The organism is Nocardioides pyridinolyticus, assembly GCF_054653575.1.
The window spans coordinates 154,848-181,837 of the sequence record NZ_BAAIFY010000002.1 but is presented as its reverse complement, the minus strand read 5'-3'; the positions used below and the strand labels follow the sequence as shown (position 1 = coordinate 181,837).

34 protein-coding genes and 1 tRNA gene are annotated in these 26,990 nt (G+C 71.9%); 14 read left to right on the top strand and 21 right to left on the bottom strand.

Annotated features, from left to right (window positions below):
* Window positions 1-2: 2 nt before the first annotated feature.
* The 4 genes from iolC to iolD are packed head-to-tail and all read left to right on the top strand — an operon-like array spanning window position 3 to window position 4,748.
* A complete protein-coding gene (iolC, locus tag ACYQ0U_RS02965) occupies window positions 3-971 on the top strand; it encodes a 5-dehydro-2-deoxygluconokinase (RefSeq protein ID WP_459969220.1) in 969 nt (322 codons plus the stop codon).
* On the top strand, window positions 968-1,912 hold the full coding sequence (locus tag ACYQ0U_RS02960) for a Cgl0159 family (beta/alpha)8-fold protein (protein ID WP_459969218.1): 945 nt from the start codon (window positions 968-970) through the stop codon (window positions 1,910-1,912). The genes iolC and ACYQ0U_RS02960 overlap by 4 nt, the downstream gene beginning before the upstream one ends.
* On the top strand, window positions 1,909-2,844 hold the full coding sequence (iolB, locus tag ACYQ0U_RS02955) for a 5-deoxy-glucuronate isomerase (protein ID WP_459969216.1): 936 nt from the start codon (window positions 1,909-1,911) through the stop codon (window positions 2,842-2,844). The genes ACYQ0U_RS02960 and iolB overlap by 4 nt, the downstream gene beginning before the upstream one ends.
* Window positions 2,844-4,748, top strand: coding sequence for a 3D-(3,5/4)-trihydroxycyclohexane-1,2-dione acylhydrolase (decyclizing) (gene iolD / locus ACYQ0U_RS02950; RefSeq protein WP_459969214.1), 1,905 nt, complete (start codon window positions 2,844-2,846; stop codon window positions 4,746-4,748). Before iolB ends, iolD begins: the two co-directional genes overlap by 1 nt.
* Window positions 4,749-4,806: 58 nt before the next feature.
* Here iolD and ACYQ0U_RS02945 read toward each other — a convergent pair whose 3' ends face one another.
* Both ACYQ0U_RS02945 and ACYQ0U_RS02940 read right to left on the bottom strand, forming a co-directional pair.
* Window positions 4,807-5,046 carry a hypothetical protein gene (locus ACYQ0U_RS02945; protein WP_459969212.1) on the bottom strand — a complete coding sequence of 80 codons (240 nt, stop codon included), beginning with the start codon at window positions 5,044-5,046 and terminating at the stop codon, window positions 4,807-4,809.
* An 84-nt stretch (window positions 5,047-5,130) separates the two neighbouring features.
* On the bottom strand, window positions 5,131-5,637 hold the full coding sequence (locus tag ACYQ0U_RS02940; protein ID WP_459969210.1) for a site-specific integrase: 507 nt from the start codon (window positions 5,635-5,637) through the stop codon (window positions 5,131-5,133).
* Between the two features lie 137 nt (window positions 5,638-5,774).
* Here ACYQ0U_RS02940 and ACYQ0U_RS02935 point away from each other — a divergent pair, with 137 nt between their 5' ends.
* A complete protein-coding gene (locus ACYQ0U_RS02935) occupies window positions 5,775-6,287 on the top strand; it encodes a helix-turn-helix domain-containing protein (protein WP_459969208.1) in 513 nt (170 codons plus the stop codon).
* Entirely contained in the window at window positions 6,284-6,919 is a 636-nt protein-coding gene (locus ACYQ0U_RS02930) for a nucleotidyl transferase AbiEii/AbiGii toxin family protein (RefSeq protein ID WP_459969206.1), read from the top strand. The genes ACYQ0U_RS02935 and ACYQ0U_RS02930 overlap by 4 nt, the downstream gene beginning before the upstream one ends.
* Here ACYQ0U_RS02930 and ACYQ0U_RS02925 read toward each other — a convergent pair.
* From ACYQ0U_RS02925 to ACYQ0U_RS02885, 9 genes are all read right to left on the bottom strand, one after another.
* On the bottom strand, window positions 6,916-7,620 hold the full coding sequence (locus tag ACYQ0U_RS02925) for a tyrosine-type recombinase/integrase (RefSeq protein ID WP_459969204.1): 705 nt from the start codon (window positions 7,618-7,620) through the stop codon (window positions 6,916-6,918). The genes ACYQ0U_RS02930 and ACYQ0U_RS02925 overlap by 4 nt on opposite strands.
* 358 nt (window positions 7,621-7,978) lie before the next feature.
* Window positions 7,979-8,101, bottom strand: a complete 123-nt coding sequence (locus tag ACYQ0U_RS02920; protein ID WP_459969202.1) for a hypothetical protein — start codon at window positions 8,099-8,101, stop codon at window positions 7,979-7,981.
* The gene (locus ACYQ0U_RS02915) at window positions 8,094-8,300 is read right to left on the bottom strand and encodes a helix-turn-helix transcriptional regulator (RefSeq protein WP_459969200.1); all 207 of its coding nucleotides are present in this window, start codon (window positions 8,298-8,300) and stop codon (window positions 8,094-8,096) included. The genes ACYQ0U_RS02920 and ACYQ0U_RS02915 overlap by 8 nt, the downstream gene beginning before the upstream one ends.
* A 175-nt stretch (window positions 8,301-8,475) precedes the next feature.
* Window positions 8,476-8,549: transfer RNA gene (locus ACYQ0U_RS02910), tRNA-Met, on the bottom strand.
* 48 nt (window positions 8,550-8,597) lie between these two features.
* Window positions 8,598-11,648, bottom strand: a complete 3,051-nt coding sequence (locus ACYQ0U_RS02905) for a UPF0182 family membrane protein (protein ID WP_459969199.1) — start codon at window positions 11,646-11,648, stop codon at window positions 8,598-8,600.
* 7 nt (window positions 11,649-11,655) lie between these two features.
* Window positions 11,656-12,213: a PPA1309 family protein gene (locus tag ACYQ0U_RS02900; RefSeq protein ID WP_459969197.1), complete on the bottom strand. Its 558-nt coding sequence runs from the start codon at window positions 12,211-12,213 to the stop codon at window positions 11,656-11,658.
* Window positions 12,210-13,277 (bottom strand): YlbL family protein, encoded by a 1,068-nt coding sequence (locus tag ACYQ0U_RS02895; protein WP_459969196.1) that lies wholly within the window; start codon window positions 13,275-13,277, stop codon window positions 12,210-12,212. The genes ACYQ0U_RS02900 and ACYQ0U_RS02895 overlap by 4 nt, the downstream gene beginning before the upstream one ends.
* Before the next feature lie 35 nt (window positions 13,278-13,312).
* The gene (locus tag ACYQ0U_RS02890; protein ID WP_459969194.1) at window positions 13,313-13,549 is read right to left on the bottom strand and encodes a hypothetical protein; all 237 of its coding nucleotides are present in this window, start codon (window positions 13,547-13,549) and stop codon (window positions 13,313-13,315) included.
* A 42-nt stretch (window positions 13,550-13,591) separates the two neighbouring features.
* Window positions 13,592-14,014 (bottom strand): molybdenum cofactor biosynthesis protein MoaE, encoded by a 423-nt coding sequence (locus ACYQ0U_RS02885; RefSeq protein ID WP_459969192.1) that lies wholly within the window; start codon window positions 14,012-14,014, stop codon window positions 13,592-13,594.
* Window positions 14,015-14,407: 393 nt separating this feature from the next.
* On the opposite strand from ACYQ0U_RS02885, the gene ACYQ0U_RS02880 reads away from it, so the two are divergent.
* Window positions 14,408-15,754, top strand: coding sequence for a zinc-dependent metalloprotease (locus ACYQ0U_RS02880; RefSeq protein WP_459969190.1), 1,347 nt, complete (start codon window positions 14,408-14,410; stop codon window positions 15,752-15,754).
* Entirely contained in the window at window positions 15,751-16,326 is a 576-nt protein-coding gene (locus ACYQ0U_RS02875; RefSeq protein ID WP_459969188.1) for an NUDIX hydrolase, read from the top strand. Before ACYQ0U_RS02880 ends, ACYQ0U_RS02875 begins: the two co-directional genes overlap by 4 nt.
* Here the strand turns inward: ACYQ0U_RS02875 and ACYQ0U_RS02870 are convergent.
* The 3 genes from ACYQ0U_RS02870 to ACYQ0U_RS02860 all read right to left on the bottom strand — a co-directional run bounded on the left by ACYQ0U_RS02870 (window position 16,268) and on the right by ACYQ0U_RS02860 (window position 18,978).
* Window positions 16,268-16,807, bottom strand: coding sequence for a M48 metallopeptidase family protein (locus tag ACYQ0U_RS02870; protein ID WP_459969186.1), 540 nt, complete (start codon window positions 16,805-16,807; stop codon window positions 16,268-16,270). The genes ACYQ0U_RS02875 and ACYQ0U_RS02870 overlap by 59 nt on opposite strands.
* Before the next feature lie 9 nt (window positions 16,808-16,816).
* Complete coding sequence (locus tag ACYQ0U_RS02865; RefSeq protein ID WP_459969184.1) at window positions 16,817-17,860, bottom strand: PHP domain-containing protein; 1,044 nt, start codon at window positions 17,858-17,860, stop codon at window positions 16,817-16,819.
* 323 nt (window positions 17,861-18,183) lie between these two features.
* A complete protein-coding gene (locus ACYQ0U_RS02860; RefSeq protein WP_459969182.1) occupies window positions 18,184-18,978 on the bottom strand; it encodes an enoyl-CoA hydratase/isomerase family protein in 795 nt (264 codons plus the stop codon).
* A 191-nt stretch (window positions 18,979-19,169) separates the two neighbouring features.
* On the opposite strand from ACYQ0U_RS02860, the gene ACYQ0U_RS02855 reads away from it, so the two are divergent.
* Entirely contained in the window at window positions 19,170-19,328 is a 159-nt protein-coding gene (locus tag ACYQ0U_RS02855) for a DUF5679 domain-containing protein (protein WP_011754982.1), read from the top strand.
* Window positions 19,329-19,463: 135 nt separating this feature from the next.
* Window positions 19,464-20,180: a hypothetical protein gene (locus ACYQ0U_RS02850; protein ID WP_459969179.1), complete on the top strand. Its 717-nt coding sequence runs from the start codon at window positions 19,464-19,466 to the stop codon at window positions 20,178-20,180.
* A gap of 25 nt (window positions 20,181-20,205) precedes the next feature.
* On the opposite strand, the gene ACYQ0U_RS02845 is transcribed toward ACYQ0U_RS02850, so the two are convergent.
* The 6 genes from ACYQ0U_RS02845 to ACYQ0U_RS02820 all read right to left on the bottom strand — a co-directional run bounded on the left by ACYQ0U_RS02845 (window position 20,206) and on the right by ACYQ0U_RS02820 (window position 24,121).
* Entirely contained in the window at window positions 20,206-20,367 is a 162-nt protein-coding gene (locus tag ACYQ0U_RS02845; protein ID WP_459969177.1) for a hypothetical protein, read from the bottom strand.
* A 135-nt stretch (window positions 20,368-20,502) separates the two neighbouring features.
* On the bottom strand, window positions 20,503-20,703 hold the full coding sequence (locus ACYQ0U_RS02840; RefSeq protein WP_459969175.1) for a hypothetical protein: 201 nt from the start codon (window positions 20,701-20,703) through the stop codon (window positions 20,503-20,505).
* Between the two features lie 34 nt (window positions 20,704-20,737).
* On the bottom strand, window positions 20,738-21,061 hold the full coding sequence (locus ACYQ0U_RS22930) for a hypothetical protein (RefSeq protein ID WP_488199412.1): 324 nt from the start codon (window positions 21,059-21,061) through the stop codon (window positions 20,738-20,740).
* Window positions 20,965-21,309 (bottom strand): WhiB family transcriptional regulator, encoded by a 345-nt coding sequence (locus ACYQ0U_RS02830; RefSeq protein ID WP_459969171.1) that lies wholly within the window; start codon window positions 21,307-21,309, stop codon window positions 20,965-20,967. Before ACYQ0U_RS02830 ends, ACYQ0U_RS22930 begins: the two co-directional genes overlap by 97 nt.
* 137 nt (window positions 21,310-21,446) lie before the next feature.
* Window positions 21,447-21,686 (bottom strand): hypothetical protein, encoded by a 240-nt coding sequence (locus ACYQ0U_RS02825; protein ID WP_459969169.1) that lies wholly within the window; start codon window positions 21,684-21,686, stop codon window positions 21,447-21,449.
* 395 nt (window positions 21,687-22,081) lie between these two features.
* Window positions 22,082-24,121, bottom strand: coding sequence for an ATP-dependent DNA helicase UvrD2 (locus ACYQ0U_RS02820; RefSeq protein ID WP_459969167.1), 2,040 nt, complete (start codon window positions 24,119-24,121; stop codon window positions 22,082-22,084).
* Window positions 24,122-24,201: 80 nt separating this feature from the next.
* Between ACYQ0U_RS02820 and ACYQ0U_RS02815 the strand changes: the two genes are divergently transcribed.
* Window positions 24,202-24,453, top strand: coding sequence for a mycoredoxin (locus ACYQ0U_RS02815; protein WP_459969165.1), 252 nt, complete (start codon window positions 24,202-24,204; stop codon window positions 24,451-24,453).
* Between the two features lie 12 nt (window positions 24,454-24,465).
* On the opposite strand, the gene nudC is transcribed toward ACYQ0U_RS02815, so the two are convergent.
* Entirely contained in the window at window positions 24,466-25,377 is a 912-nt protein-coding gene (nudC, locus tag ACYQ0U_RS02810) for an NAD(+) diphosphatase (RefSeq protein ID WP_459969163.1), read from the bottom strand.
* Window positions 25,378-25,442: 65 nt separating this feature from the next.
* Here nudC and ACYQ0U_RS02805 point away from each other — a divergent pair, with 65 nt between their 5' ends.
* Genes ACYQ0U_RS02805 through deoD form a run of 3 tightly spaced genes read left to right on the top strand, consistent with a single transcriptional unit; the run spans window position 25,443 to window position 26,968 of the window.
* Entirely contained in the window at window positions 25,443-25,919 is a 477-nt protein-coding gene (locus ACYQ0U_RS02805) for a hypothetical protein (protein WP_459969161.1), read from the top strand.
* A complete protein-coding gene (locus ACYQ0U_RS02800; RefSeq protein WP_459969159.1) occupies window positions 25,892-26,233 on the top strand; it encodes a hypothetical protein in 342 nt (113 codons plus the stop codon). The genes ACYQ0U_RS02805 and ACYQ0U_RS02800 overlap by 28 nt, the downstream gene beginning before the upstream one ends.
* A 24-nt stretch (window positions 26,234-26,257) precedes the next feature.
* A complete protein-coding gene (gene deoD / locus ACYQ0U_RS02795) occupies window positions 26,258-26,968 on the top strand; it encodes a purine-nucleoside phosphorylase (protein ID WP_459969157.1) in 711 nt (236 codons plus the stop codon).
* The last annotated feature ends 22 nt before the right edge of the window (window positions 26,969-26,990 follow it).

Sequence of the window (26,990 nt, the reverse complement as noted above, 5' to 3'; positions counted from 1 at the left end):
CCATGACCGACCTCGAGCTCCTCACTGTCGGCCGGGTCGGCGTCGACCTCTACCCCGAGCAGACCGGGCCCCTCCGCGACGTGCGGACGTTCGCCAAGTCCCTCGGCGGCACCGCGACGAACGTGGCTGTCGGCGCCGCCCGTCTCGGCCGCCGCACCGCCGTGCTCACCAAGGTCGGCCCGGACGGGTTCGGCGACTACGTCCGCCAGGCGCTGGAGGACTTCGGCGTCGACGCGTCGTACGTCGGAACCGCCCCCGACCTGCTGACCCCGGTGGTCTTCTGCGAGCTGGACCCGCCGGAGGACCCGCCGCTGCTCTTCTACCGGGCTCCGGTCGCACCCGACCTGACCCTGACGACCGACGACGTGCCGTGGGACGTGGTGCGCGACGTGCCGGTGCTGTGGGTCACCGGCACCGGGGTCAGCGTCGAACCCGCCCGCGGCACCCAGCTGGAGATGCTGGCGCGCCGGGGACGCCCTGACCCTGGGTCGGGCCGGTGGACCTGCCTCGACCTGGACTGGCGAGCGATGTTCTGGCCGTCGCCGGAGGAGGCCCGTGCCGAGTACTCCGCGATGCTCGACTCCGCGAACGTCGTCGTCGGCAACCGGTCCGAGGTCGACGTCGCGGTCGGTACCGCCGACCCGCACGAGGCCGCGAACCGCCTGCTCGAGCGCGGGGTCCAGCTGGCCCTGGTCAAGATGGGCGGCGAGGGAGTGCTGGTCGCGACGCCCGACGACGTCCAGGTCGTCCCGCCCCATCCCGTCGAGGTCGTCTGCGGGCTCGGTGCCGGCGACGCCTTCGGGGGTGCGCTCGTCCACGGCCTGCTCGCCGGCTGGGGCCCCGTGCGGATCGCGGAGTACGCCAACGTCGCCGGTGCGGTGGTCGCGTCCCGGCTCGCCTGTGCCGACGCGATGCCGACGCCGACCGAGCTGGACGAGATCGTCGCCGCCCGAGGAGGAGTGACCGCATGACCGAGCTCGAAGCGGTGGCCGTCGAACCCGGCCCCACCCTCGCCGACGCCGCCTGGCGGGACCTCCTGCTCCAGCGCGCGACGGACCCCTCCGCGGTCGCGAAGGCCTACGCCGAGCGGAGACGGCCGTCGCGCATCCTCTCCGAGCGCGGCACCCTCTTCCTGGTCGCCGCCGACCATCCCGCACGCGGCTCGCTGCGCTCCGGTGACGACGCGATGGCGATGGCCGACCGGCGATCGTTGCTCGCGCGCCTGGTCGAGGCGCTCGAGCACCCGGAGGTCGACGGCGTCCTCGGCAGCCCCGACATCGTCGAGGAGCTGCTCCTGCTCGGCGCCCTCGAGGACAAGCTGGTGATCGGCTCGATGAACCGAGGCGGCCTCGACGGCGCCAGCTGGACCATGGACGACCGGTTCACCGGGTACGACGCCGCCAGCATCGCGGCCTGCCGGCTCGACGGCGGGAAGATGCTGCTGCGGATCGACGACCAGGATCCCTCCACCGCGGGCACGCTGGAGGGCTGTGCGTCGGCGGTGAGCGAGCTCGCCGGCCTCGGCCTGATCGCGATGGTGGAGCCACTCCCCTACCACCGCGGCGACGACGGCACGCTGACGCTGCGCAAGGACGTGCCGGCACTCGCCCGCGCGATCACCATCGCGAGCGCCCTCGGCACCACCAGCGCCTTCACCTGGCTCAAGATGCCCGCGTGCGACGACCCGGTCACGGTCTTCGGTGCGACCACCCTGCCGTGCGTCGTGCTCGGCGGGGTGCCGAGCCCCGACCCGGCAGTGGACCTCGAGTCTTGGGGCCGCGCCCTCACCCAGCCCACCGTTCGCGGGCTGGTCGTCGGACGGGCCCTGCTCTACCCGCCCGACGGCGACGTCCACGCCGCGGTCGACGCCGCCGCCACCGTGCTCCGCACCGCGCACGAGGCGGACCGATGACCCTGCATCGGCCCTGGCAGGACCGCGACTCCGAGCTCGTCGTCGAGATCACCCCGGAGGACGCGGGCTGGACCTGGACCGGGCTCCGGGTCGTGGCCGTCCGGCCCGGAGGCGCCGTCACGCTGCACACCGGCGGCTCCGAGGTGTTCCTCCTCCCGCTGTCCGGAGGGAGCGTGGACGTCGAGGTCGCCGACGGGTCCGGGGAGCACCTGAAGAGCCTGAACCTGACCGGCCGGCCCTCCGTGTTCGCCGCGGTCACCGACTTCGCCTACGTCGGCCGCGACAGCGTCGTGGTCCTCGCGAGCGAGACCGGCGCGGAGATCGCCGTCCCGGCGTCGCGGTGCAGCCAGGTGCTGCCTCCGGCGTACGCCACGGCCGAGGACGTCCCGGTCGAGGTGCGAGGTGCGGGCAACGCCACCCGGCAGGTGAACAACTTCGGCGTACCCGGCGTCTGGGACCACGCCGAGAAGCTGGTCTGCTGCGAGCTGATCACCCCGCCGGGCAACTGGTCGAGCTACCCGCCGCACAAGCACGACGCGAGTGAGCCGTGCCCGGTCGTCAACGAGGAGATCTACTACTACCGGATCGCCGGCGCGGACCAGGTGAGACCGTCTCGCGACGGTTTCGGCTACCACCGGACCTACACCGGCCCCGAGCACGCGGACGCCGGACTCGCGCCGCTCGACGAGCTCGTCGAGGTGCGCGACCACGACGTCGTGCTGGTGCCGCACGGCTACCACGGTCCGTGCATCGCGGCGCCCGGCTACCCCATGTACTACCTCAACGTGATGGCCGGGCCGGCCGCCGAGCGCGCGCTGGCGTTCTGCGACGACCCTGCCCACGCCTGGGTCCGCGACTCCTGGGCCACCATGGAGACCGACCCGCGGTGCCCGGTGACGTCGGCTGCCACCTCGAGCGAGAGGCACACCTGATGAGCGCACGAACGATCCGCCTCACGGCCGCGCAGGCGCTGGTCCGCTGGATGACCGTCCAACGCTCCGAGCTTCTCGACGGCACCGAGGTACCGCTGTTCGCCGGGGTCTTCGCGATCTTCGGGCACGGCAACGTCCTCGGGCTCGGCACCGCGCTGTACGACGTGCAGGACGAGCTGCCGACGTGGCGCGGCCAGACCGAGCAGGGCATGGCGCTCGCGGCGGTCGCGTACGCGCGCGCCACGGACCGCCGCCAGGTGATGGCGGCGACGTCGTCCATCGGGCCCGGTGCGCTCAACATGGTCACCGCAGCCGGCCTCGCCCATGCGAACCGGCTGCCGGTGCTGCTCCTCCCGGGCGATACCTTCACCGGGCGCGCCCCCGACCCGGTGCTCCAGCAGGTGGAGCACTTCGGCGAGCCGACGATCTCCGTGAACGACGCGTTCCGACCCGTGTCGCGCTACTTCGACCGGCTCACCCGCCCCGAGCAGCTGATCGGCACCCTGCCGCAGGTGGCGCGGGTCCTGACCGACCCGGCCGACGCGGGGCCGGTGACGCTGGCGCTCCCCCAGGACGTGCAGGCCGAGACCTGCGACTTCCCCGTCGCGATGTTCGAGCCTCGCCTGCACCGCGTGCCGCGGCCCCGGCCCGACCTGGCGGCCGTCCGGGATACGGTGGCGACCCTGCGGCGGGCCGAGCGCCCGCTTCTCGTGGTCGGCGGCGGGGTCCGCTACTCCGGCGCGGCTGCCGAGGCGCTGGCCTTCGCCGAGGCGCATCAGGTGCCGATCGTCGAGACCGTGGCCGGGCGCACGCTCGTCCCCCACGACCACCCGCTGTACGCCGGCGCGCTGGGCATCATCGGCTCGACGTCGGCGAACACGCTGGCCGCCGAGGCGGACGTCGTGCTCGCGGTCGGCACCCGGCTCCAGGACTTCACCACGTCCTCGTGGACCGGCTTCGCCGACGACGTGTCGCTCGTGACCGTGAACGCGGCGCGCTTCGACGCCGTCAAGCACGCCGCGCAGGCGGTCGTCGGCGACGCCCGCGAGACCTTGACCGAGCTGTCCGGTGCGCTCGACGGCTGGGCCGCGCCGCCGCAGAACGCGGTCCGCGCGCAGCAGGAGAAGGCCGCCTGGGACTCCCACGTCGACGAGCTGCGCGCCGGCGTCGCGCCGGACGGGGCCCTCAGCTACGCCCAGGTCGTCGGCGTGGTCAACGACGCGAGCGGGCCGGACGACTACGTGCTCACCGCTTCCGGCGGCATGCCGGGCGAGCTCCACGGCGGGTGGCGCACCGGCGACGTCAAGCCGGACGCAGGCGCCACGTCCGGCGCGACGATGGACCTCGAGTACGGCTTCTCCTGCATGGGCTACGAGGTGGTCGCCCCCTGGGGCGCCGCCATGGCCCGGCAGCGGACCCACCCCGACGGCCTGGTCACCGCGCTGTTCGGCGACGGCTCGTACCTCATGCTCAACTCCGAGCTCTACTCCGCGGCGTTCAGCGGGCATCCGTACGTCGCGGTGCTCTGCGACAACGGCGGGTACGCCGTGATCCACCGGCTCCAGACCAACCAGGGTGCCGAGGGGTTCAACAACCTCCTCACGGATGCCCGCGGCCCGGGCTCCGACGGCAGCGTGCGGGTCGACTTCGCCGCCCACGCGCGGTCGCTCGGCTGCGCGGTCGAGGACGTGCCCGCGGACGCCGGCGTCGAGGATCTGCGCGCGGCGTACCTCCGCGCCCGTCAGGTCGCCTCGGACACCCGCCGCCCCGCCGTGGTCGTCTGCCGGACCCACCCCACCACCTGGACCGAGGCCGGCGCCTGGTGGGAGACCGGCGTCCCGGACTCGCTCTCCGGTCGAGCCGACTACGACGAGGCCAAGCAGCGCCAGCTGCGCTGGCTGTAGGGGTCTGGACGGCCCGACGACGTCGCCGTCCGCACGACCCCTTCCGGGGCACCGGCGGCTAGGCGAAGGACCGGGCGCCGGTGGCGTAGGCCTGCAGCGACGCCTCCGAGCTGTCGACGCGCCAGTCGGTCTCCTTGTCGAAGTCGAACCAGGTGACGCCGCGCACCTCGGGGTGCGCCGCCAGCCACGACCATATGTCCCGGATCCAGGCAGCCTCGTCGCCGCCCGTCTCCGGGCAGCCGGTCTCGCTCACGTACAGCGGCTTGCTCGTCAGGATCGTCAGCTGGCGATCCCGCACTAAGCCTCGATCCACCGATGAGCTCGGGGTTGTGAGCGCGGCGTGAAGTGAGAATGCCCTTACGTGCTGGTGGATCGGTGTTCTCTAGGGATCGATTTCCACCACCACGAAGGGCATCTCGTAGATGCAGTGGTTGAAGAGGGTGGTCAGGTCGCGGTGTCGGGTCTGCGCGGCGATCCGGTCGAGCGGCGCGCCGTTGGCGGCGGCTGTGGTGGCGTGACCGGCGCGTAGGGAGTGACCGCTGACGCCGAGATTGTGGACGCCGGCTGTCTCACCGACGATGACCGCGGCCGATAGGACACCACAACCGGGGATCTCCAGCAGCGACGGTGCCAACACCCGCACGAGTCCGCGCAGCTCCTTCTCGAGCGCGTTGATCTGGGCAGTCAGCTCGGCGCACCGCTCCAACAGGCCGCGAGCGAGCCGCGCCACGACTCGGCGAGAATCGTTTCTGCGGAGCGCGCTCTCGCCAATGACTCGGTATGGCTGCATGAACGACGACTTCTCGTCGACCTCCAGTCCGAGCGCAGCGGCGGCCTCGCGGGACAGCCCGAAGCCTCCGGGCTTCGCGTTCACGACAATCTTCTGCACAGCCGGCCCCCTCTGCTCCTCTGACTGCCTCCTGGCCGCGATCGACGCTACGGATCGCCTCCGACATGACCAAGCGATTTCGGTAGCGCGCCGGCGAGACCTTGAGGAGCGATATCTACACGGATATCATGGCGGACATGGCCGGAACGATCATCGCGCGCGCACGCCGCGGCAGTGGACTGTCGCAGCGGGAACTGGCGCGCCGTTCGGGCACCTCGCAGCCCACGCTCTCGACCTACGAGCACGGCACCAAGTCGCCGACGCTCGCTGTGGCCGAGCGGATCGTGAAGAGCAGCGGTTTCGATCTTGACCTCGTGCCCCGCGTCGAGTTCACCACCCACCCCGGCGCTCGCGGGGAGCCGTTCGTCGTGCCTGATCGCCTGTGGCGCCTCGACACAGCCACGGCGTTGGCGACCGTGACGCTGCCCCAGCATCTGCACTGGTCCGGCCCGTCGCGTCCCTACAACCTTCGCGACCGGCGCGACCGGGCCAGGGTCTACGAGATCGTTCTTCGCGAAGGTGAGCCGGCCGACCTGCTCGCCTACTTGGACGGGGCCCTGCTCGTCGACCTCTGGGACGACCTCGTCATCCCGCGGGCGATCCGCAGCGCCTGGGAGCCGCTCATCGCGTCGCTCGGTGCCATCGCGTGAGCGACTCAAGGCTGAGCGACTTCCAGGTCGAACTGGCCAACGTGTTCTTCGCCCTGCCCGAGTCGGCAGGGTTCCTGCTCGCCGGCGGCGGGGCTCTGATCGCCCAGGGGATCGTGCCGAGGCCGACCGAAGACCTCGACTTCTTCACATCGCGTCGCGCGGGCAGCGTCGAGGCGGCGAGCGAAGCGCTCATCGCCGCGGTCACGGCTCGCGGGTGGAGCCACAAGTTGGTGCGAACCGGCGAGGAGTTTCGGCGGTGGTCGGTCACCGGCCCGGAGACGGTTCTCGTGGACCTCGCGGTCGACAGTCCCGCCGCCAGCACTCCGACCGTCACGATCGCCGGGCCAAGCTTCGCTCCCGACGAACTCGCGATCCGCAAGACGCTCGCGCTGTTCGGTCGTGCTGAACCGCGTGACTTCGTCGACGTCTACGTGCTGCACCAGCGATTCGACCGCGAGGAGACGCTCCGGAAGGCGGCCGAGGCCGATCCGGGCTTCGATCTCGCGATGTTCGCTGCGACGTTGCGCACCCATGGCCGCATCGAGGACCAGGACTTCCCGGACGTCGGCGTGCCCATCACCGACATTCGGACCTATTTCGATGCGTGGGCCGACGAGCTCGATCCCCGTTAGTCGTCCTTGTGGGCGAACGCCTGGTCGAGGAGCTCGGCGGTCAGCGGGTTCACGTGCTCGTTGCGGCGGATGTAGTGCTCGACTGTCATCTTCGGGTCGGTGTGACCGAGCAGCTCGGAGGCAAGGTTGAGGCTCGCCTGCTCGTTCACCACGGTGACGACGGTCCGGCGGAACATGTGGGGCGTGACGCCCTCGATGCCAGCCTCGCCGAGGACCTTGCGGAGCTGCCGACGCACGTTCGCGGTCGTCAGCGGCGTGCCCTCGCGGCAGCAGAACACCAGGGCGTCGAGCGAGTGGTCCCGCATGATCGCCATCCGCCGACGCAAGGCCTCGGCGGTGAAGCTCGGCAGCGCGATCACCCGGTTCGACCGGTCCGTCTTGGGATGCTCCTGGCGATAGGTCCCCTTGCCGCGCTCGGAGATCACGGTGCCGCAGATCCTCAGCGTCGCCGGTGTCGTCGTCAGGTCCAGATCGCGGCGGCGGATGGCCAGCACCTCGCCGATCCGGGCGGAGGTGCCGAGCATGACCTCGACGATCTGGCCGAGCTGTCCGTCGGGGTTCGGGCCGGAGGTTCCCGTTGTGGACTCCCATGCCTTGATCACCGCGCGGATGGCGTTGACCTCCGCCGCGGTCAGGGCGGTGGGTGTGCGCTTCGGCTTGTGGAGGCGGGAGACGTTGTCGATCGGGTTGCGCGGGAGCACCTCGTGCCTGACCGCGAGTGCGAACGACCTGCCTCAGCACGGTCCGAGCTCGCTTGGCCGACGAGTACGAGCTGTTGCCCAACTGCTTGAGCAGGGCATCGCAGCGGGCGACCCCGATCTCGCGCAGGGCGAAGCCCTTGAACGCCGGCAGGACCAGGCGGCGCATGTCGCGCTCGTAGTTGAACCGGGTCGCGGGCGCGATCCGTCCCTCCAGGTCGAGGTCGGCAAGCCAGTAGTCGACCAGGGCCGGAAACGGGCTGGCCGGCGTGCGGGTGGTGTCGACCGGCTGGAAGGCGTTGCGCTGGGTGAGCTTCTTCTTCAACGCCACCTCGGCCGCGGGCCTCGACGAGGCGGTCGCCTACACGAGCCGTGTCTGGCCGTCCCAGCCCCGGAAGCGGGTGCGCGCCTCGACCTTGCCCTTGCCGCGCGAGATGAAGGCGATCTCGCCGTACCCACCGATCGGGATCCGCGGCCTACTCATCGCCGCGACCCTCATGGTGCTCCTCGAGCCACTCCTGCACGTCGCTGACGGCGAACCGCAGGTGCTTGCCGAGCTTGAAGGCCCGCGGCGCCCGACCGGACAGCCGCCAGTCGTAGATGGTCTGCACGGGCACACCGAGGTAGTCGGCGAGCTCCTCGACCCCAATCAGGGGCTCCAGCCCCAGCTGCGTCGTACTCATGCCGAGTAGGTGAGCCACGGCTGCCGAGGAAGCCCGAAGCGACCGGAACCAACGGTGCTGCGGCCCGACTGGGCCACGCTGCGCACCTGTCAATGTGATGGGTAAACGATGGGATCGCATCTCGCCCCCAAAGCGAAAGTCCAGGTCAACCATGGGCTGACCTGGACTTTCTTCGTAGCGGGGGCAGGATTTGAACCTGCGACCTCTGGGTTATGAGCCCAGCGAGCTACCGAGCTGCTCCACCCCGCGTCGGTGAGGAAAACCTTACCGGGTGGGGTGGGACGGGCCAAATCGGGGTCAGTCGGCGGCCTCCTCCGACGGGGACGCGGAGGGCGACGAGGAGCCCGGGGAGCCCGGGGAGCCCGACGAGCCGCCGTCGCGCCGCTGGGCGAGGGTGATCGCCCGGCCGACGAGTGCCTGTGCCTCCTCCACCCGTTCCTGGTAGGTCCCCAGGTCGCCGGCCGCGAGGGCCGCCTCGGCGGCGGCGAACTTGGCCTCGGCCTGCGCCAGGAGGCCCTGGATCGTCGCGTCGGCGCCTTGACCACCGGTGCCCTCGCCGCCGCCGGTCCCGCCGTCGCCGCTCCCGTCCCCGTTGCCCTCGCCGCTCCCGTCGCCGGGCTCGCCAGCTCCCGAGCCGGCGCCGGGGTCGCTCACGCCGAGCAGGTTCGCGAGCGAGCCGCGCAGCGTGGCGCCGACCCCGATGTCGTTGCCGTACTTCACCAGCACGTAGCGCAGGATCGGGAAGCTCGAGTCGGAGAGCTCCCGGGTCGCGTAGACCGGCTGGACGTACATCAGCCCGTCGTTGATGGGCAGCGTGAGCAGGTTGCCGTAGACCGGGCGGGCACCACTTCGGTTGAACTGCGCGAGCAGGTCAGCGACGTTCGGGTCCGAGGCGAACTGGTTGGCGACCAGGCCCGGTCCGGGCGTCTGCTCGTTGGGAAGCTGGAGCACGCGGATCTTGCCGTAGTCGTCGCCGGTCGCGTCGGCGTCCACCGACACGAACGAGGCCAGGTTGTTCTTCTCGAACGGCACGTAGACCGAGGTGAGCGAGAAGACCTCGCCGTCGGTGCCCGGGCTGTCGACGAAGAGCCGGTACGGCGGCTGGAACTTGCCGTTCGCGTACGGGTCCTCGGGGACCTCCCACCGGTTGTTGCCCTGGTAGAACGCCGTGGCCTCGGTGACGTGGTAGCGGGCGAACTGGTAGCGCTGGACCTTGAACAGGTCCTCGGGGTACCGCAGGTGGGCGAGCAGCTCGGGCGAGATCTGCTCCTTGTCCTGGACCGTTCCGGGGAACGCCGCGCGCCAGGTCTGCAGGAGCGGGTCCTCCTCGTCCCAGGCGTAGAGGACCACCTCGCCGGTGTAGGCGTCGACCGTGGCCTTCACGGCGTTGCGCATGTAGTTGATCTCGTCGGTCGGCAGCGTCCGCAGGCCGATGTCCTGCTGGAGGGAGTCGTCGGTCATCGTCTGGAACGACTCCTTCTCCGCGTTGGGATAGCGGTCGGTGGTCGTGTAGCCGTCGACGATCCACTGGATCCGGCCGTCGACGATCGCGGGATAGACGTCACTGTCGACGGTCAGCCACGGCGCGACCTTCTGGACCCGTTCGCGCGGGTCGCGGTCGAACAGGATCCGGCTGTTCTCGTTCACCCGGCCCGAGAGCAGGAAGTTCGGCTCGCCGTACTTCACCGCGAACATCAGCTGGTTGAACGTGCCCCCGACGCCCGCGTCCCCGGCGCCGTCGTACGTCGTGGTCGCGCCCAGGTCCGAGCCGGCCAGCGGCAGGTTCAGCTCGACGTCGTCGGACTCGTCCGACGCCTTGCCGACGATCGAGTAGTCGGGGCTCTGCTCGCCGTAGTAGATCCGGTTCTCGAAGCCGCCGGTCGCCTCGCTGAGCTCGCTCTGGCCGACGTTCGTGCCCTCGGCCCACTCGATGCCCACCGAGTCGGCCGCCGCGCTGGTCGTGTCGATCTGGGCGCGGTTGTCCTCGGGGCGCTGGTTGGCGTACGCCGCAATGACCCCGTTGCCGTGGGTGTAGACGGTGTGCAGGTTCGACCAGTTCTGGTCACCCGCGGGGATACCCGACTGGTCGAGCTCGCGGACGCCGAGCACCAGCGCACGCTCGGTGCCGCCGATGTCGTAGCGGTCGACGTCCAGCACGTCGGCGACCGAGTAGTACGCCCGCACCTGCTGGTTCTGCTCGAAGGCGTCCCGCACCAGCAGCGGGTCGACCAGCGGCACCGAGGAGGTCTCCTCGTCCAGCGCGTCGAGTCCACCGGTCAGGTCGCTGGAGGGCGTGTACTCCTCGACCTCGACGTCGTCGACGTCGTAGGCCAGACGCGTGGCGTCGATGTTGGCCTGGATGTACTCGGCCTCCCGGTCGGCCTCGGACGGCTTGACCTGGAACTGCTGCACGATGCCCGGCCAGATCAGGCCGAGCAGGATCGCGGAGACCGCGAGCAGCGCGAGGCCGACCGAGGGCAGCAGCCAGGTGCGCCGCCAGACGTTGACGAAGAAGAGGATCGCGCAGATGACCGCGATCCCGAGCAGGATGTTCTTGGCCGGCAGCACCGCGTGGTGGTCGGTGTAGGTCATGCCGGTGATGAGGCCGCCGCCCTGGGTGACCAGGTCGAAGCGGTCGAGGTAGTAGTCCGCGCCCTTCGCCAGCACGAACAGGCCGAGCAGGATCGACAGCTGGACCTGCGCCGGACCCGAGAGGCGGTCGCGCGAGGCCTGGAGCCGGATCCCGCCGTACAGGTAGTGCACGACGGCGGCGGCGATCAGCGAGATGACGAGCGCCGCCATCGCGAAGTCGACCAGGTAGTGCAGCCACGGCAGGTCGAAGACGTAGAACCCGATGTCCTTGCCGAACCAGGCGTCCTCCTCCCCGAAGGAGCCGCCGTTGCGCCAGAGCAGGTAGTTGCGCCACTCCCCGATCCCCGAGCTTCCGGCGAACGCGCCCAGCACGAGCGAGACGCCGACGAGCAGCCAGGTGCGGATCGGCGTCACGGCCTCGCGGTAGCGGTCGAGACCGCTCTGCTCCGGGGAGCTCGGCCGGAAGAACGGCCGGAACCGGTAGGCCAGGTAGATGTTGATCCCGACCACCACGGTCATCAGCGCACCGAAGACCAGGAACAGCGCGGCACGGGTCCAGAACAGCGTGGAGAAGACCCCGGCGTAGCCGCCCTGCTTGTACCAGAGCCGGTCGGTGTAAAGGTTGGCGAACGTGCTCAGCCCCAGGAAGGCGAGCACCAGCACGACCGCGGTGATGATCAGCGCGCGCGACCGGCGCGACCCCCTCGGTGGCGGCGCGGCGGCCTCCCGACCGCCCTCGTCGAACAGCTCGCTCATGCCGGGTTCATCCTTCGTTCTCCTCTTCAAGCGTCGCGCCCAGCAGCTGCAGCAGCTGGGGCACCAGATCCACGCCGCCCACCACTGACTGGGCGTCGTCGTGCGCGCGCAGTCGCAGTGCGCAGTACGTCGCCCCGGCGCGCGTGGCGCCGGCGACGATCCGGACCTCCTGGCGGTCCGGGTGCTCCCGGGCGAACTCCTCGGCCGCGGCCGGGTCCTCGGGGATCTCGACGTCCGCGTCCGGCGGCAGCACGAGCCGCTCGACGACCGCGGCGCAGCCGGTGACGCCCGGCGGCCAGCTCATCGACTGGAGCGCCACCTCGAGCGGCTGGTCGGGCGCGAGCTGGTCCTGCTCGACCGGCGTCAGCGAGCCCTGGGCGGACGACTCGTCCAGGCCCATCGCGGCCGCCAGAGCCGGCTCGTGCTCGACGATCGTCTGCGTGTCGACGAGGGCGTAGAGCCGGGCCGGCTGGTCCCACCCGCTCTCGGACGCGTGCTCCTCGATCTCGAGGACGGCGGCCGCGAGGGCCGGGTCGACGTCGAGGTCCTGGTCGAACTCGGTCACGCGGAGGCCTCCTCGCAGCTGGGCAGGTCGGCGTCGGGGTCCTTCACCCAGGCCTCGATGGCGAGGCGGGCGTCGTGCATGGTGTCCGCGCGGACGAGCCGCATGTCCTCGTTCGGGGCGCCGAGCGCATCCTCGCAGTTCCCGGGAGGCACGAGGAACAGCTTCGCGCCGGCGTCCCGGGCCCCGACGATCTTCTGCTGGATGCCGCCGATCGGCCCGACCCGGCCGGCGGCGTCCATGGTCCCGGTGCCGGCGATGGTCTGGCCGCCGGTCAGCGAGCCGGGCGTGAGGGTGTCGTAGATGCCGAGGGAGAACATCAGCCCCGCGCTCGGCCCGCCGATGCTCGCGTCGATGTTGATGGTGACGTCGACCGGCAGGTCGGCCTTGACCTGGGTGCCGACCGAGATGCCCACCTGCGGGCCACCGTCGACCTCCTCGGGCGTGACGTCGACCTCGGTGCGCTCGTCGTCGCGGCGTACGACGAAGGTGACCTCCTCGCCCACCTCGGCCGCGCCGACCTCGTCGACGACCTCCTCGGACGTCGTCACCGGGGCGCCGTCGACCTTGAGGATCACATCGCCGGGCTCGAGCGCACCGTCGGCCGGGGTGCCGTCCGAGACGGCGGCGACGACCGGCTCGGTGACGTCGAAGCCCATCTCCTCCAGGGCGACCGCCGTGGCCGCGTCCTGGGAGGTGGTCATCTGGGCCTGGCCCTCCTCGCGGTTCTGCTCGACGGTCTCGTCCTCGCGGTAGACCGAGTCGTAGGGGTAGACCGCGGACTCGTCGCTGATCCAGTCGTGCATCAGCTCGAAGAGGTTGTTCCTGCCCTCGGGCCTGGGCTGCGAGACGTAGACGGTCGTCATCCGCAGTTGGCCCTCGTCGTCGTGGTAGGCCGTGCGCCCGGAGACGTCGATGATCTCCTGCCCCTCGTCGTTGTCACCCAGCACGTCGACGGTGAGGCCGGGTTCGTAGGTGACGTAGGGCAGCGGCGCCAGCGCGGCCGTGAGCCAGAGCGCGATGAGCAGCGGCACGGCCAGGATCCCGGCCAGGGTGCGCTGCGTCATGGCGCCAAGACTGTCAGACCCGCCCTAGGACGGATTCAGGAGGCGCGGCGGGAGGGCCGCACCGCGACCCCGGTGGAGCGGTCGGGCGCGGGCTGCTCGACGGCGTATCCCGGCCGGCTCCGGCGCGGCTCCCGCTCCAGCGCGGCCGCCAGGCGACGTACGGCGACCTCGCGGTCGACCTCGCCGCGGCCCTCGCGTCCCGCCCAGCCGACCCACAGCATCGCCACGACGGTGACGACGACCGACGGCAGCAGCCAGAGCAGAATCTCCACGCGTCGAGGGTACGGATCGCGGCGCGCTTCCCCGCGGACCTGCTACGGCGTGCCGACCCACTCGTCGCTGCCGTCGTCGAAGCGCTGGTGCTTCCAGATCGGCACCTCGGCCTTGAGGGTGTCGATCAGCGCCCGGGACGCGGTGAACGCCTCGCCCCGGTGGGCGGCGGTGGTCGCGATGATCACCGCGACGTCGCCGATGGCGAGGGTGCCGACCCGGTGCACGGCGGCCACGCCGGTGACGTCGTGCTCGGCGGCGATCCGCTCGCACACCCCGCGCATCACCTCGAGGGCCGTGGGGTGGGCGGAGTAGTCGAGCCCGTCCACGTCCTTGCCGCCGTCGTGGTCGCGCACCCGGCCGACGAAGAGGGTCAGCCCGCCGGAGGCGTCGTCATCGAGCGCGGCCACGACCTCGGCCACGTCGAGGGGGTCTTCCCGGAGGTCCACAAGCCGTACAGCGCTCACAGCACGACCTTAGACCGTGCCGAGCGACTCCACGCCTACTACGCCGCGCGCTGAACGCGACCTGGCTGCGTTGCCCTCGCTCCATCCTGGCAGGACCGCGGAGTGCATCCGGCGGCCGATGCGCCGGACCGGCTGAGCGACCGACAGCACCAGCGACAGCACCAGCGCGAGCGATCGGCAGGCCGACGTACTCGGCCCTGATGGCCGGGTAGTTCTGTGCTGCTGCCACGGCTTCCGCCCTTCATTGGTCGGGTGCGGATCCCGCGGGCCGATCTCGGTCACCGTGCCGTCGCCGAGGGTGGACGGCGCCTCACCAGTCCACGCCCAATCGCGCAGCTCGCGACGGCGCTGCGTCGATCGTCGTGGCTCAGGCCAACCGCGTACGGTTGAGGCATGAACGACAAGCCGGGCGAGACGCCCGACTCCCCGGACGAGGGCGGCCAGAACCCCTTCAAGGGCACGCCTTTCGAGCAGTTCTTCGGCGCCCTGGGCGGTGCCCAGGGAGGCGCCGCGGGCGCGGGACTGCCCGACCTCAGCCAGCTCTTCAGCCAGATCCAGTTCTTGATGCAGCCCAACGACGGCCCGCTCAACTGGGACTTCGCGCTCGACATGGCGCGCAAGACCGTCGCGCAGGCGCCGGACCCCTCCCCCACGCAGAAGCAGAAGGACGCGGTCGCGGACGCCGTCCGCCTCGCCGACCACTGGCTCGACGCGACCACCGCGTTCCCCTCCGGCGTCACCTCCGCGACGGCCTGGAGCCGCGCGGAGTGGATCGTCGGCACCACCGAGGTGTGGAAGGTTCTCGTCGAGCCGATCGCCGAGTCCTCGGTGCAGGCGCTCTCCGGGGCCTTGGGCGACGAGGCGCAGGCGATGGCCGGCCCGATGCTGGGCATCCTCGGCAAGGCGGTCGGCGGCATGCTCGCCTCCCAGGTCGGCTCCGGTCTCGGCGCGCTCGCCGCGGAGGTGCTGAGCGTCTCCGACATCGGTCTCCCGCTGGCCGCGCCCGGCAAGGCGGCGATCGTGCCCGCCAACGTCGGCGCGTTCGCCGAGGGGCTCGACGTCACCGAGGACGACGTCCTCCTCTACCTCGCGCTGCGCGAGGCCGCCCACCAACGGCTGTTCGCGCACGTGCCGTGGCTGCGGGACCACCTCATCGGTGCGGTGGCCGACTACGCCCGCGGGCTGGAGATCAACGCCGAGGGCATGCGCTCCCGCATCGAGGAGCAGATGAGCGGCATCGACCCGACCAACCCCGAGTCGATGCAGCAGCTGCTCGAGGGCGGGATGTTCGACGTCCCCCGCTCCGCCGGCCAGGAGGCCGCCCTCCAGCGCCTCGAGGTCACGCTCGCGCTGGTCGAGGGCTGGGTCGACGAGGTCGTCGGCCAGGCCACCGCCGAGCGGATGCCGTCGGCGGGCAAGCTCCAGGAGGCGTTCCGGCGCCGCCGCGCCGCGGGCGGCCCGGCCGAGCAGACCTTCGCCACGCTGGTCGGCCTCGAGCTGCGCCCGCGCCGGCTGCGCGACGCGTCCACGCTGTGGGGCTCGCTGCGCACCCGCCAGGGCGCCGAGGCCCGCGACGGCGTGTGGATGCACCCCGACCTGCTGCCGTCGGCCGCTGATCTCGACGACCCGCTGGGCTTCCGCGAGGACGCCTCGGCCCCCGCACAGCTCAGCGACGAGGACTTCGACGCCGAGCTGAAGAAGCTGCTCGACGGCGGCCCCGCCGACGGCCCTCAGGAGTGACGCTCCACGCGGACGCGCTCGCCGTCCTCGACGGCTGGCCCGCGCCCGACGACGCCCAGGAGCGGCTCCGGCGGCGGTACGTCGAGCACCTGCGCGCCCACCCCGACGGCCTGACCCGCGCCTGCACGCCGGACCACGTCACGGCGAGCACGCTCGTCCTCAACGCGGCGCACGACGCCGTGCTGCTGACTCTGCACGCGAAGGCGCACGCGTGGTTCCAGCTCGGCGGCCACTGCGAGCCCGGCGACGCGACCCTGGCCGGCGCGGCGCTGCGCGAGGCGACCGAGGAGTCCGGCATCGACGGACTGGTCCTCGACCCGGTGCCGGTCCAGCTCAGCGAGCACGCCGTCCCGTTCTGCGGCCCGACCGGCGACGTGCACCACCTCGACGTCCGGTTCGTCGCGGTCGCGCCGGACGCCGCCCACGTCATCAGCGACGAGTCCCTCGACCTGCGCTGGTGGCCGGTCGACGCGCTGCCCGACCCCGAGCCCGACCTGGTCGAGCTGGTCGCGCTCAGTCGATCTCGTCGCCGGGCGGCGGGTCCAGCCGGGCCGCGGTCGACCACCCGATGAGGTAGCCCTTCGCGCGCTCGGCCTGGGGGTAGCGGTCGACCCACGCCCAGAAGCTGGCGTCGTGACCGGGCTCGAGCAGGTGCGCCAGCTCGTGCACGAGCACGTAGTCGATCACCCACGAAGGCATCCCCTGGAGCCGTCCCGACAGCCGGATCGTGCGGTCGCCGGGCGTGCAGGAGCCCCACCGGGACTGCTGGTTGTCGACCCAGCGCACCGACTCCGGCGTCGCCAGCCCGCCGAGGTACTTGTCGTTGAGGTCGCGGGCCCGCCTCATCAGGTCGGAGTCGCTGGGCTTGCGGCGCCGCTCGGAGCGCTCGAGCCGGGCGAGCATCGTCTCGACCCACTCGGCCTCCTCCTTGCGGGAGAGCGAGGCCGGGATCATCACCACGACGCGATCGCCGTCGCGGTAGGCGGAGACGGTACGCCGCCGCCGCTTGGAGCGCCGCACCTCCACCTCCGGGCGGGTCGGCGTGGCGGACATGTCCTGAACCTACCGGTTCGCCCAGGTCAGGAGCCGTTCCTTCGGCCAGGTGTTGACGATCCGGTCGGGGTCGATCCCGGCGGCCTCGGCGCGCTCGCACCCGTGCACCTGGAAGTCGAGCTGGCCCGGCGCGTGCGCGTCGCTGTCGATCGAGAACAGGCAGCCGACGTCGCGGGCCAGCTCGAGCAGCTTCGTCGGCGGGTCGCGCCGCTCGGGCCGGCTGTTGATCTCGACCGCCGTGTCGTGCTCCGCGCAGGCCTCGAAGACCGCCTTCGCGTCGAACTGCGACGGCGGGCGGGTGCCGCGGCTGCCCATCACCATCCGTCCGGTGCAGTGGCCGAGCACGTTGGTGAACGGGTTCCGCACCGCGGCGACCATCCGCGTGGTCATGTCCGCGGCGTCCATCTTGAGCTTGGAGTGGACGCTGGCCACCCGCACGTCGAGCCGGGCGAGCAGCTCGTCGGCCTGGTCGAGCGAGCCGTCGTCGAGGATGTCGACCTCGATGCCCTTGAGCAGCGTGAAGCCGCCGCCGATCGCGGCGAGGTGCTCGTTGACCGCGTCGACGACGCCGAGCTGCCGGGTGAGCCGCTCGGGGCTGAGCCCGTGCGCCACGGTCAGCCGCGGCGAGTGGTCGGTGAGCACGAGGTAGTCGTGGCCGAGCTCCATCGCGGTGAAGGCCATCTCCTCGATCGGGGAGCCGCCGTCGGACCAGTCGGAGTGCGAGTGCAGGTCGCCGCGCAGCGCCGACCGGAGGTCGGCGCCGGCGCCGGTGAGCGGTCCGCCGTACTCCTTCTCCAGGGCGGCCAGCCGGTCGGGCAGCTCGCCCCGCACCGCGGCGGCGATCACCTTCGCGGTGCTCGCCCCGACCCCCGGCAGGTCGGTGATCGTGCCGTCCTCCACCGCCGCCGCCACCCGGTCGGCCGGCAGCGGCAGGATCGCCGCGGCCGCGTTGCGGTAGGCCTTGACCTTGTAGGTGTCCTCGCGCCCGCGCTCGAGCAGGAACGCGATCCGGCGCAGCGCCGCCACCGGGCCCCCGTCGTAGCGCTCCGACACGCCGATCACCTCGCGATCTCGTCTCAGGTTTCTTCTCTCCACACCCGGTGGACGGCCATTCTCGCTGGTCAGCGGGTGGTCCGCCGTCCCCGGCGGGTTGTTGTCCACAGCGGCATCCCGGCCTCCTCCACCGTCGAGGGGCGTTCTCCACATGGTTTTCCACAACGTTGTCCACAGGCTGCGCCGGACCCGCGTTGACCCTGTCGGCGACCGCCTCCTAGCGTGTGCCGCAGATGGGGCCTCCGGGCCACCGAGGGACACTCGCAAGGGGAAGGCAAGTGTCCACCGGTGACCGGGGGCCTCTCTTTCGTCTCGGGTCGGGCCTACTCCCCGCGGAAGACCGGCGTGCGCTTCTCCTGCGCCGCCCGGATCCCCTCCTGGAGGTCCGCGGTCGCCAGCGTGATCGGCTGCGCCATCGCCTCCCACTGGAGGCAGGCCTCGACGTCGGCGTGGCCGCCGTCGCGCAGGGCGAGCTTGGTGAGCTTGGTGGCGATCGGCGCGCTCGCGGCGATCCCGGCCGCCGTGGCCAGCACCTCGTCGAGGAACGCCGCCGGCTCGATCACCCGGGAGACCAGGCCCAGGCGCAGCGCCTCCTCGGCCTCGACGACGCGCCCGGTGAGCAGCAGGTCGCGCGCGTGCGCCGCGCCCACGACGTTCGGGAGCAGCGACGTCGCCCCCATGCCCGGGTGCATGCCCAGCTTCACGAACGGCGCGGTGAGCTTGGCGCCGGCGGCGGCGTACCGGATGTCGCAGGCCAGCGCCAGGCACAGGCCGGCGCCCACGGCGGGGCCGTTGACCGCGGCGATCGTCGGGACCTCGAGGCGGCGGATCGAGAGCCAGTCCCGGTAGAACGCCATCATCCGGGTGCGCAGGTGGTCCACCGACGCGTCCGGCTCGCTGGCGATCCAGGACGTGTTGCCGCCGGAGCAGAACGCGGACCCCGCTCCGGTCACCACGACCGCGCGGACCGAGCGGTCGCTCGCGAGCTCGTCGATCGCGGCGACCCAGGAGGCCGTCATCTCGTCGGACATCGCGTTGCGCTGGTCGGGGTTGTCGAGGACGAGGAGGGCGACGCCGTCGGACGGGCGCTCCACGCGGAGGTGCTGAGGTTCGGACATGGCGTCAACGTACTCATCGCGACCGCGACACGCCGTGACCAGATTCACCGCACACGGTGCGCCTGACGCGGTTCTGAGCGGGGATGTCGTAGGGTCGAGTCGGTTCGGCGGCACCTTCGCCGGACTCCGGCGGGTCTTCCCCAAGTACCCCGTCGCGACGACCGAGAGAGTAACTAGGCAAGGAGGCCGTCATGGCGGAGACCTGGAGCGGCGAGTTCTACTGCGTGAAGTGCAAGGAGAAGCGCGAGGCCGAGGGCGAGGTCAAGGTCAACGACAAGGGCACCCGGATGGCGAAGGCCGTCTGCCCCGTCTGTGGCACGAACCTCAACCGGATCCTCGGCAAGGCCTGACGCGAAAGCAGCATCGCCCCACGAGTTCCACGGCGGCGTCCGCCCCGGTCACCCGACCGGGACGGGCGCCGTCGTAGTTTCTCCGGCACTGTGGACAACCGACCCTGCCCCGTCCGATCGGGGTAGACGCCGGGGATGACCTCCCTGCGTCCCGGGCTGCACGTCGCGCGCCGCGACGACCACCACCTCCAGGTGGGCATCGACCCGCCGTGGCGGGCGGTGCTCCCCGATCATCCCGACGTACGCCGGCTGCTCGACGACCTGACGGCCGGCCGCTCCCCCGCGCCCGCGTCGGTGGCGGCCCAGCGCGCGCTGGCCGACCTGGCCGCCGCGGGCCTGCTGGCCGAGCCGGAGCCGGCCGACCGCGTGGTCGCGCTCGGCGCCGGCGTCCCCCAGGTCGAGCGGCTGCTCCGCGAGGCGGGCTGCGCGGTCGACCCCGCGGCCCCGGTCGCGCTCGTCGGCGTCTCCGGTGAGGTGCCCCGGGCCGACGCCGACGCGGAGGTGCATGCCGGCCGGCCTCACCTCGTGCTCGCGGCCCACGCCCACGGCTGGACCGTCGGGCCGTTCGTGGTCCCCGGCCGTACCGCCTGCCTGCGCTGCGTCGACGCGCACCGCGGCCACCACGACCCGCGCCGCGCCCTCGTGGTCGAGCAGCTGGCCGGCCTCCCGGCGGCCCCGGACGACCCGACGCTCGCCACCCTGGCGGCCGCGTGGGCCGTGCGCGACCTGCTCACGTTCCTGGGCGGCGGCGAGCCCGCCACGTGGTCGGCGACCGTCGAGCTCGGCCCGACGCTCCCGCCCCGGCGGCGTACCTGGGAGCGGCATCCGCACTGCGGGTGCGCTTGGGGCTAGGGCTGCGCTCGGCGGCGGCCCCGGCTCACCAGAACTCGCTGTCGAGCTTCCCCTCCATCGCGCGGAGGTTCACGCGGGAGCACTCGTCGCAGTAGGCGCGCTTGCGGCCGTTCTCGACCGCGGTCGTCCAGGTGAGCGTCTTCGCCTCGTCGGTCTCGACGCGGCCGCAGAAGTCGCAGGTCGTCACCTCTCCAACCTAGCCCCGCCGCTCCACGGCAGCAGCCAGTCGGTGAGCCAGCAGACGGACGAAGGCCCGGCACGACGTGGGGTCGTACCGGGCCTTCGTCTCTCAGACACCCGCGATCAGGTCAGTGCGGTGTCGTCACAGGGCTCGGGCGAGGGCCAGACGAGCGTCCCGTGCGGCCTTCTCCGCCTTGCGGCTGAGTCGGCGGGCGCGGGCCATCTGGGCACCACGCCGGAGCTGCTGCGCCTCTCCCAGGCGCGCGGCCATTTGTGCGCGAGCCAGGTCCTCGTGCATGAGCGTCATGTCGTTACGTCCGTTCAGGTGAGTGGTCTTGTCCATCGGAGTCGGTTCCTTCTTCAGGTCGTCGGTGCGCTCAGAGCGACCGGGCCAGGGCCAGACGGGCCTTCTGGGCGAGCTGCTCGGCGCGGCGGCCGGAGCGGATCGCGTGGGCCAGCTGGTGCCCGCGGCGGGCCTTCTGGGCGTCACCGAGGCGAGCGCTCACGTGAGCGCGAGCCAGGTAGTCGTGCGTGATGTTCATGTCGGGTGCTTCCTTTGACGTCGTTGTCGAAAGAGGTGCGTGGTGGTGCGGGACGCTGCCGGCTAGGCGGCGACTTCGTTCTTGCGGGGCCGGCCGCGAGGCCGCTTGCGCGGGATCACGACGCCCTGGAGGAAGAGCTGGCCTCCCCAGACGCCCCACGGCTCACGCCGCTCGAGGGCCCCGTCGAGGCAGAGGGCCCGGACGGGGCACTCCTGGCAGAGGGCCTTGGCGGCCTCCACGTCGACGGGGGACTCGGCGAACCAGAGCTCCGGGTTGTTCACCCGGCAGGGCAGCAGGTCGTCGTCGACCTGGCTCGCCTGGTCGTGGAGAACACCGAGGCTCGCCCCCTGGAACGACTCCGTCATCGGCAGTGCTCCATCGGTGCGGACGAGTTCACTGATGGTCATGTTTCACCTCCTTCTCTGACCTGATCGCTGTGGGTGGTGCGGGTCGGTGCGGGGAAGCTCTGTCTCGTGAAGAAACAGAAAGGCCGCGGATCCCGGTTCGGGTTCCGCGGCCTGGAGGCTGCCGATGCTGTTGGTTCTCAACAGGTCGGTGGTCTCCAGGCACTGGTCCCCGGGAAGTAGGACTGGGCGAGGCCCATGTCCCCCTTGACGGCGCTCTTGACGGCCGCGATGGCGGCGCGCTCGCGCACGACGAGCGTCGTGGCCGCGGCAGCGCAGGCATCGGTGGCAGGCGTGATCACGCCGAAGGTGTGACCGGAAATGGGCATGCCAAAGGCCGACGGGGTCTGAGCCGTCATCCAGAGCTTGGTGCTGTTCATCAGGGCCACCTCCTTCGGTGCGTCGGGCGCCGATCGTGCCAGGATCGTGTGCGCATGGAATTGCTTGACCGGAAACCTATCGGCTCCTGCGGGTAATGGGCAAACGGTTTTATGGGTATTTCTCGAACTCTTTCGAGATCCGCCTGACGACGGGGCCGTCGCGGTCGTCGCGGTCGTCGCGGTCAACGGTCGCGGCGGCGCCGACGCGGTCAGGTGGGTCCGAACGACCGGGCGGCTGCTGCCCGGTCGGCGCAATTGCGCGGGATGGGCGCCTCAGGCGTGGGTCGGGCTGCGCTTGCGGCGCAATTGCGCCGTTCGGGCGAACGGTCCGTCGTCGTCGGTGCCTCGCCGGGTCCGCCGAGTCCGCTCAGCTCATCCACGCCTCGGCATCCGCCTCAACCGACCAGCGAGAGCACGTCCTCGCCGTACCGATCGAGCTTGGACCGGCCTATCCCACTGATGCGCAGCAGGGCCTCCGGCGTGCGCGGCTTGTGCTCGGCGATGAGCTGGAGCGTGGCGTCGGTGAACACCACGAACGCCGGCACGCTCTCCTCCCCCGCACGCTCCTTGCGCCACTCGCGCAGGCGGTCGAAGAGCTCCTCGTCGTACGACGCCGGGCAGTCCGCGCACCGGCCGCGCTTCTTCTCCGCGCCCGTCGACAGCGGACGGCCGCACTCGCGGCAGCTCGCGACCTTGCGCGAGCGCGGGAGGTCCTGCCGGCCCCGGGCGTCGTCGGGGAGCAGCGGGTCGAGGAACCGGGACGGCTTCCGCGAGGCGCGGCCGCCGGGATTGCGCGCCAGCGCCCAGGACAGGTGGAGGTCGACGCGGGCACGGGTCATGCCGACGTAGAGCAGCCGGCGCTCCTCCTCGACCGCCGCCGGGGTCTCGGCGTAGGTGATCGGGAGCGTGCCGTCCTGGAGGCCGCAGAGGAAGACGCTGTCCCACTCCAGGCCCTTCGCGGCGTGGAACGTCGCCAGGGTGACGCCGTCGGCGACCGGGGCGTGCTGCTCGGCGGCCCGGCGGTCCAGGTCGTCGACGAACGCGTTGAGGTCACCCTGGGCGTGGCTGGTCGCGAACTCGCTCGCCTGGTCGACCAGCGCCTGCCACGACTCCCACCGGTCGCGGGTCTGGCCGCGGGCGGTCGGCGCCTCGGGCGTCCAGCCCATGCCGGCCAGGGTGGCACGGACGACGTCGACCCAGTCCTCGGCGGCGTCGCCCTCGCCGGAGCGGGCCGCGCCGCGCAGCCGGGTGACCGCCTCGCGGACCTCGGGGCGCTCGAAGAAGCGGGCCGCGCCGCGGACGACGTAGGGCAGGCCACGCGCGGCGAGCGCCTCCTCGAAGGACTCGGACTGGGCGTTGATGCGGAACAGCACCGCGACCTCGCCGAGCGAGCGCCCGGCGTCGCGCAGCCGCAGGACCTGCGCGGCGACGGCCTCGGCCTCGGCGACCTCGTCGGGCCGCGCGGTGTAGGTCACCGCCGGGCCGGAGGGACGCTGGGCGCGGAGCTCGACGCCCTGGCTGGCGGTGCCGGCGAGCAGCGTGTTGGCGGCGTCGACGACCTCGGGGGTGGAGCGGTAGTTGCGGACCAGCTCGACCGAGGTGGTGCCGGGGTACCTCTTCGGGAACTCGCGGAGGTAGTCGGCGTTCGCGCCCGCGAACGAGTAGATCGTCTGGGCGGGGTCGCCGACCACGCAGAGCTCGTCCCGCCCCCCGAGCCACAGGTCGAGCAGGGCCGACTGGAGCGGCGAGACGTCCTGGAACTCGTCGACGACGAACCACTTGTACTGGCGGCGGACCTGCGCGGCGACCCGCTCGTCCTCGGCGAGCATGCCGGCGGTGAGGAGGAGGACGTCCTCCATGTCCATCCGGCCCTGGCCGCGCTTGACCTCCTCGTAGCTGCCGAACACCCGGCCCACGGTCTCGGGGTCCTGGCCGGAGACCGACCGGCCCCGTGCCGCGGCGATGCGGGCGTAGTCGTCGGGGTGGACGTTGCTGACCTTGGCCCACTCGACCTCCGAGGCGAGGTCGCGCAGCAGCGCCTGGTCGGCGTTGAGCCGCTGCCGGCGCGCGGCGGACGCGAGCAGGCCGATCTTCGACTCGATCAGCGTCGGCAGCTCGGTGCCGTGCACGTGCGGCCAGAAGTAGCGCAGCTGGCGCAGCGCGGCGGAGTGGAAGGTCCGGGCCTGGACGCCGGAGGCGCCGAGGGTGCGCAGCCGGCCCCGCATCTCGCCGGCCGCCCGGGTCGTGAACGTGACCGCGAGGACCTCGGTGGGCGCGTAGACACCCGACGCGACGCCGTACGCGATCCGGTGGGTGATCGCGCGGGTCTTGCCCGTGCCGGCACCGGCGAGCACCCGCACCGGCCCGCGCAGCGCCTCCGCGACCCGGCGCTGCTCCGGGTCGAGCGCGGCGAGCAGGTCGTCGGGGGTGGGCATGCGGGGGAACATCTCCTGGGTGCGGATGGTTGGATCCGGTGGACGACCCACACCCTAGACGTCGGAGGCGACAGTCCCAGATGAGCAGCAGCTTCACGATGTACACCACCCCCTGGTGCGGTTACTGCCACCGGCTCAAGAGCCAGCTGGACCGTGAGGGCATCGCCTACGACATCGTCGACATCGAGCAGGACCCCAGCGCCGTGGAGATCGTCGAGTCGGCCAACAACGGCAACCAGACGGTGCCGACGCTGGTCTACGCCGACGGCACCGCGCAGACGAACCCGTCGCTGGCCCAGGTCAAGGAGAAGCTGGCCGCGCTGGCGAGCTGAGGGCCGGCGGGCTCACCAGCTCCCGGGCAGCGGCCCGCCGTACCAGTGCTCGACGAGCGACCGGCTGATCGAGACTCCCCCGGGGAGCACGAGCGTGCCCGCCTCCGCGAGCTCGCGCATCTCCGCGCGCGTGAACCAGCGCGCGTCCTCGATCTCGTTGCGGTCGGGAGTCAGCTCGGTGGTGACCGCCCGCGCGACGAAGCCCAGCATGAGGCTGGCCGGCAGCGGCCAGGGCTGGTTGCCGAAGTACGTGACCTCGCCGACCACCACGCCGACCTCCTCGAGCACCTCGCGCCGTACGGCGTCCTCCAGCGTCTCCCCCGGCTCGCAGAAGCCCGCGAGGGTGGAGTAGCGGCCCTCCGGCCACACCGACTGGCGGCCCAGCAGGCAGCGCTCGTCGTCCGACCCGGGCTCGCCCGAGGCGACGAGCATGATCACCGCGGGATCGGTGCGCGGGAACTGCGTGTGCCCGTTCGGGCAGGTCAGCTCGTGGCCCGAACGCGCCGGGCTCAGCGGCTCGCCGCAGCGCGGGCAGTAGCGGGTGACGAAGAGCCACTCCGCCAGGCCCAGCGCGTGGAAGACCAGCGGCGCGCCGGCGATCGCGTCGTCGGCGAGGTGCGGCAGCAGGCCGCGCAGCGGTGTCCACTCCCCCTTCTCCGCAGACCTCGACATCTCCGCGTCGACGACCACCGCGAACCACGCGCGGCCATCGTGCTCGCCGAGCAGCACCCGCAGCCCGTCGGGCGCCTCCTGGGGCGAGATCCAGTCGATCTGTCCGCCACGGGGCCGGATGCGGGTGCCCGAGACGACCAGCACGCGCGTCGCCGGGTCGGCCCACCGCTCCTCGAGCCAGGCGTCGTTGGAGCGGTGCTGGGCGGTGCGGTCGTGGGGGTTCGCGGCCAGTCGCTCGTGCGGATACCTCACTCTGCGCAGGCTAGTACGCCGATCGCAGTTGACAACGATTCTCATTTATAATGACAATCGTTCTCATGTCGCGCATCCATCCACGCTCCCTCCCCGTCCTCCTCGCCGCCGCTCTCACCTGGCTCGCCGCGGGCTGCGGGTCCGCCTCTGAGAGCTCCTCCGACGCCACGGCTTCGACTCCCGAGGCGCCGACCGTCCGCCAGGTCGACTCCCCCGAGCCGCGGCTCGCGGTGACCTACGACGGCGGGGTCCTCGTCATCGACGCGACCGACGGCGACGTGCTCGCCGACGTACCGCAGGAGGGCTTCGCCCGGGTGAACGCGGCCGGCGACGAGCGCCACGTGCTGCTGTCCGCGGCGGGCGGCTTCACCGCCCTCGACCTCGGCAGCTGGACCGCCGACCACGGCGACCACGGCCACTCCTACGTCGACGACCCGGAGCTCACCGGGTTCACGATCGCGGCCAGCGAGCCCGGCCACGTGGTCGTCCACGACGGCCGCACGACGTCGTGGCCGTGCACGGCCACGACGGGTCCTGGCTGACGACCGTGGGCACGGCCGACGAGCGCAACGGCGTCCAGGTGGTGGCCGCCTCGGGAGAGATGGTCGCGTCGAGCGACGCCTGCCCGGGCGTGCACGGCGAGGCGTACGGCGGTCACACGGCCGTCGTCGGGTGCGAGGACGGGGTGCTGCTCGTCGACGGTGACCGGATCCGCAAGGTCGCGGCGCCTGACTCCTACGGCCGGATCGGGAACCAGGCCGGGTCGGAGACCTCGGCGTACGTCCTGGGTGACTACAAGACCGACCCCGACGCCGAGCTCGAGGTGCCCAACGAGCTGGTGGGCGTCAGCGGCTGAACCGTGCTCTCTAGGGTGGGCGCCATGAGCACGCACATCGGCGCCCGCCCCGGGGACATCGCCCCGCTCGTCCTCCTGCCTGGGGACCCGCTGCGCGCGAAGTGGATCGCGGAGACCTTCCTCACCGATGCGCGCCTCTACTCCGAGGTCCGCGGGATGTACGGCTACACCGGCACGTGGAACGGCCGCTCCGTCTCCGTGCAGGGCTCCGGCATGGGCCAGCCCTCGATGGCGATCTACGTCAACGAGCTGTTCCGCGAGTACGACGTGCAGTCGGTCATCCGCGTCGGCTCCTGCGGGGGGATGTCGCCGAAGGTCGCCATCCGCGACATCGTGATCGCCTCCGGCGCGTGCACGGACTCCTCGATGAACCGGATCGCCTTCGAGGGGCTCGACTACGCGCCCGTCGCCGACTTCGGGCTGCTGCACCGCGCCTACCTCGCCGCCGGCGACCTGGGCGCCGACGTCCACGTCGGCCTGGTGCACAGCAGCGACTCGTTCTACCCCGCCCGGCCCGAGCTCGGCGCGCGGATGGTCGACTACGGCGTCCTCGCGGTCGAGATGGAGACCAGCGCGCTCTACACGCTCGCCGCCAAGCACGACCGGCGCGCGCTCGCCATCTGCACCGTCTCCGACCACCTGGTCACCGGCGAGGAGACCTCCGCGCAGGAGCGGGAGCAGACCTTCGGCGCGATGGTGGAGATCGCCCTCGCGGCGGGCACGGCGCAGGACTAGAACGCAGGACTAACTCGCCCGC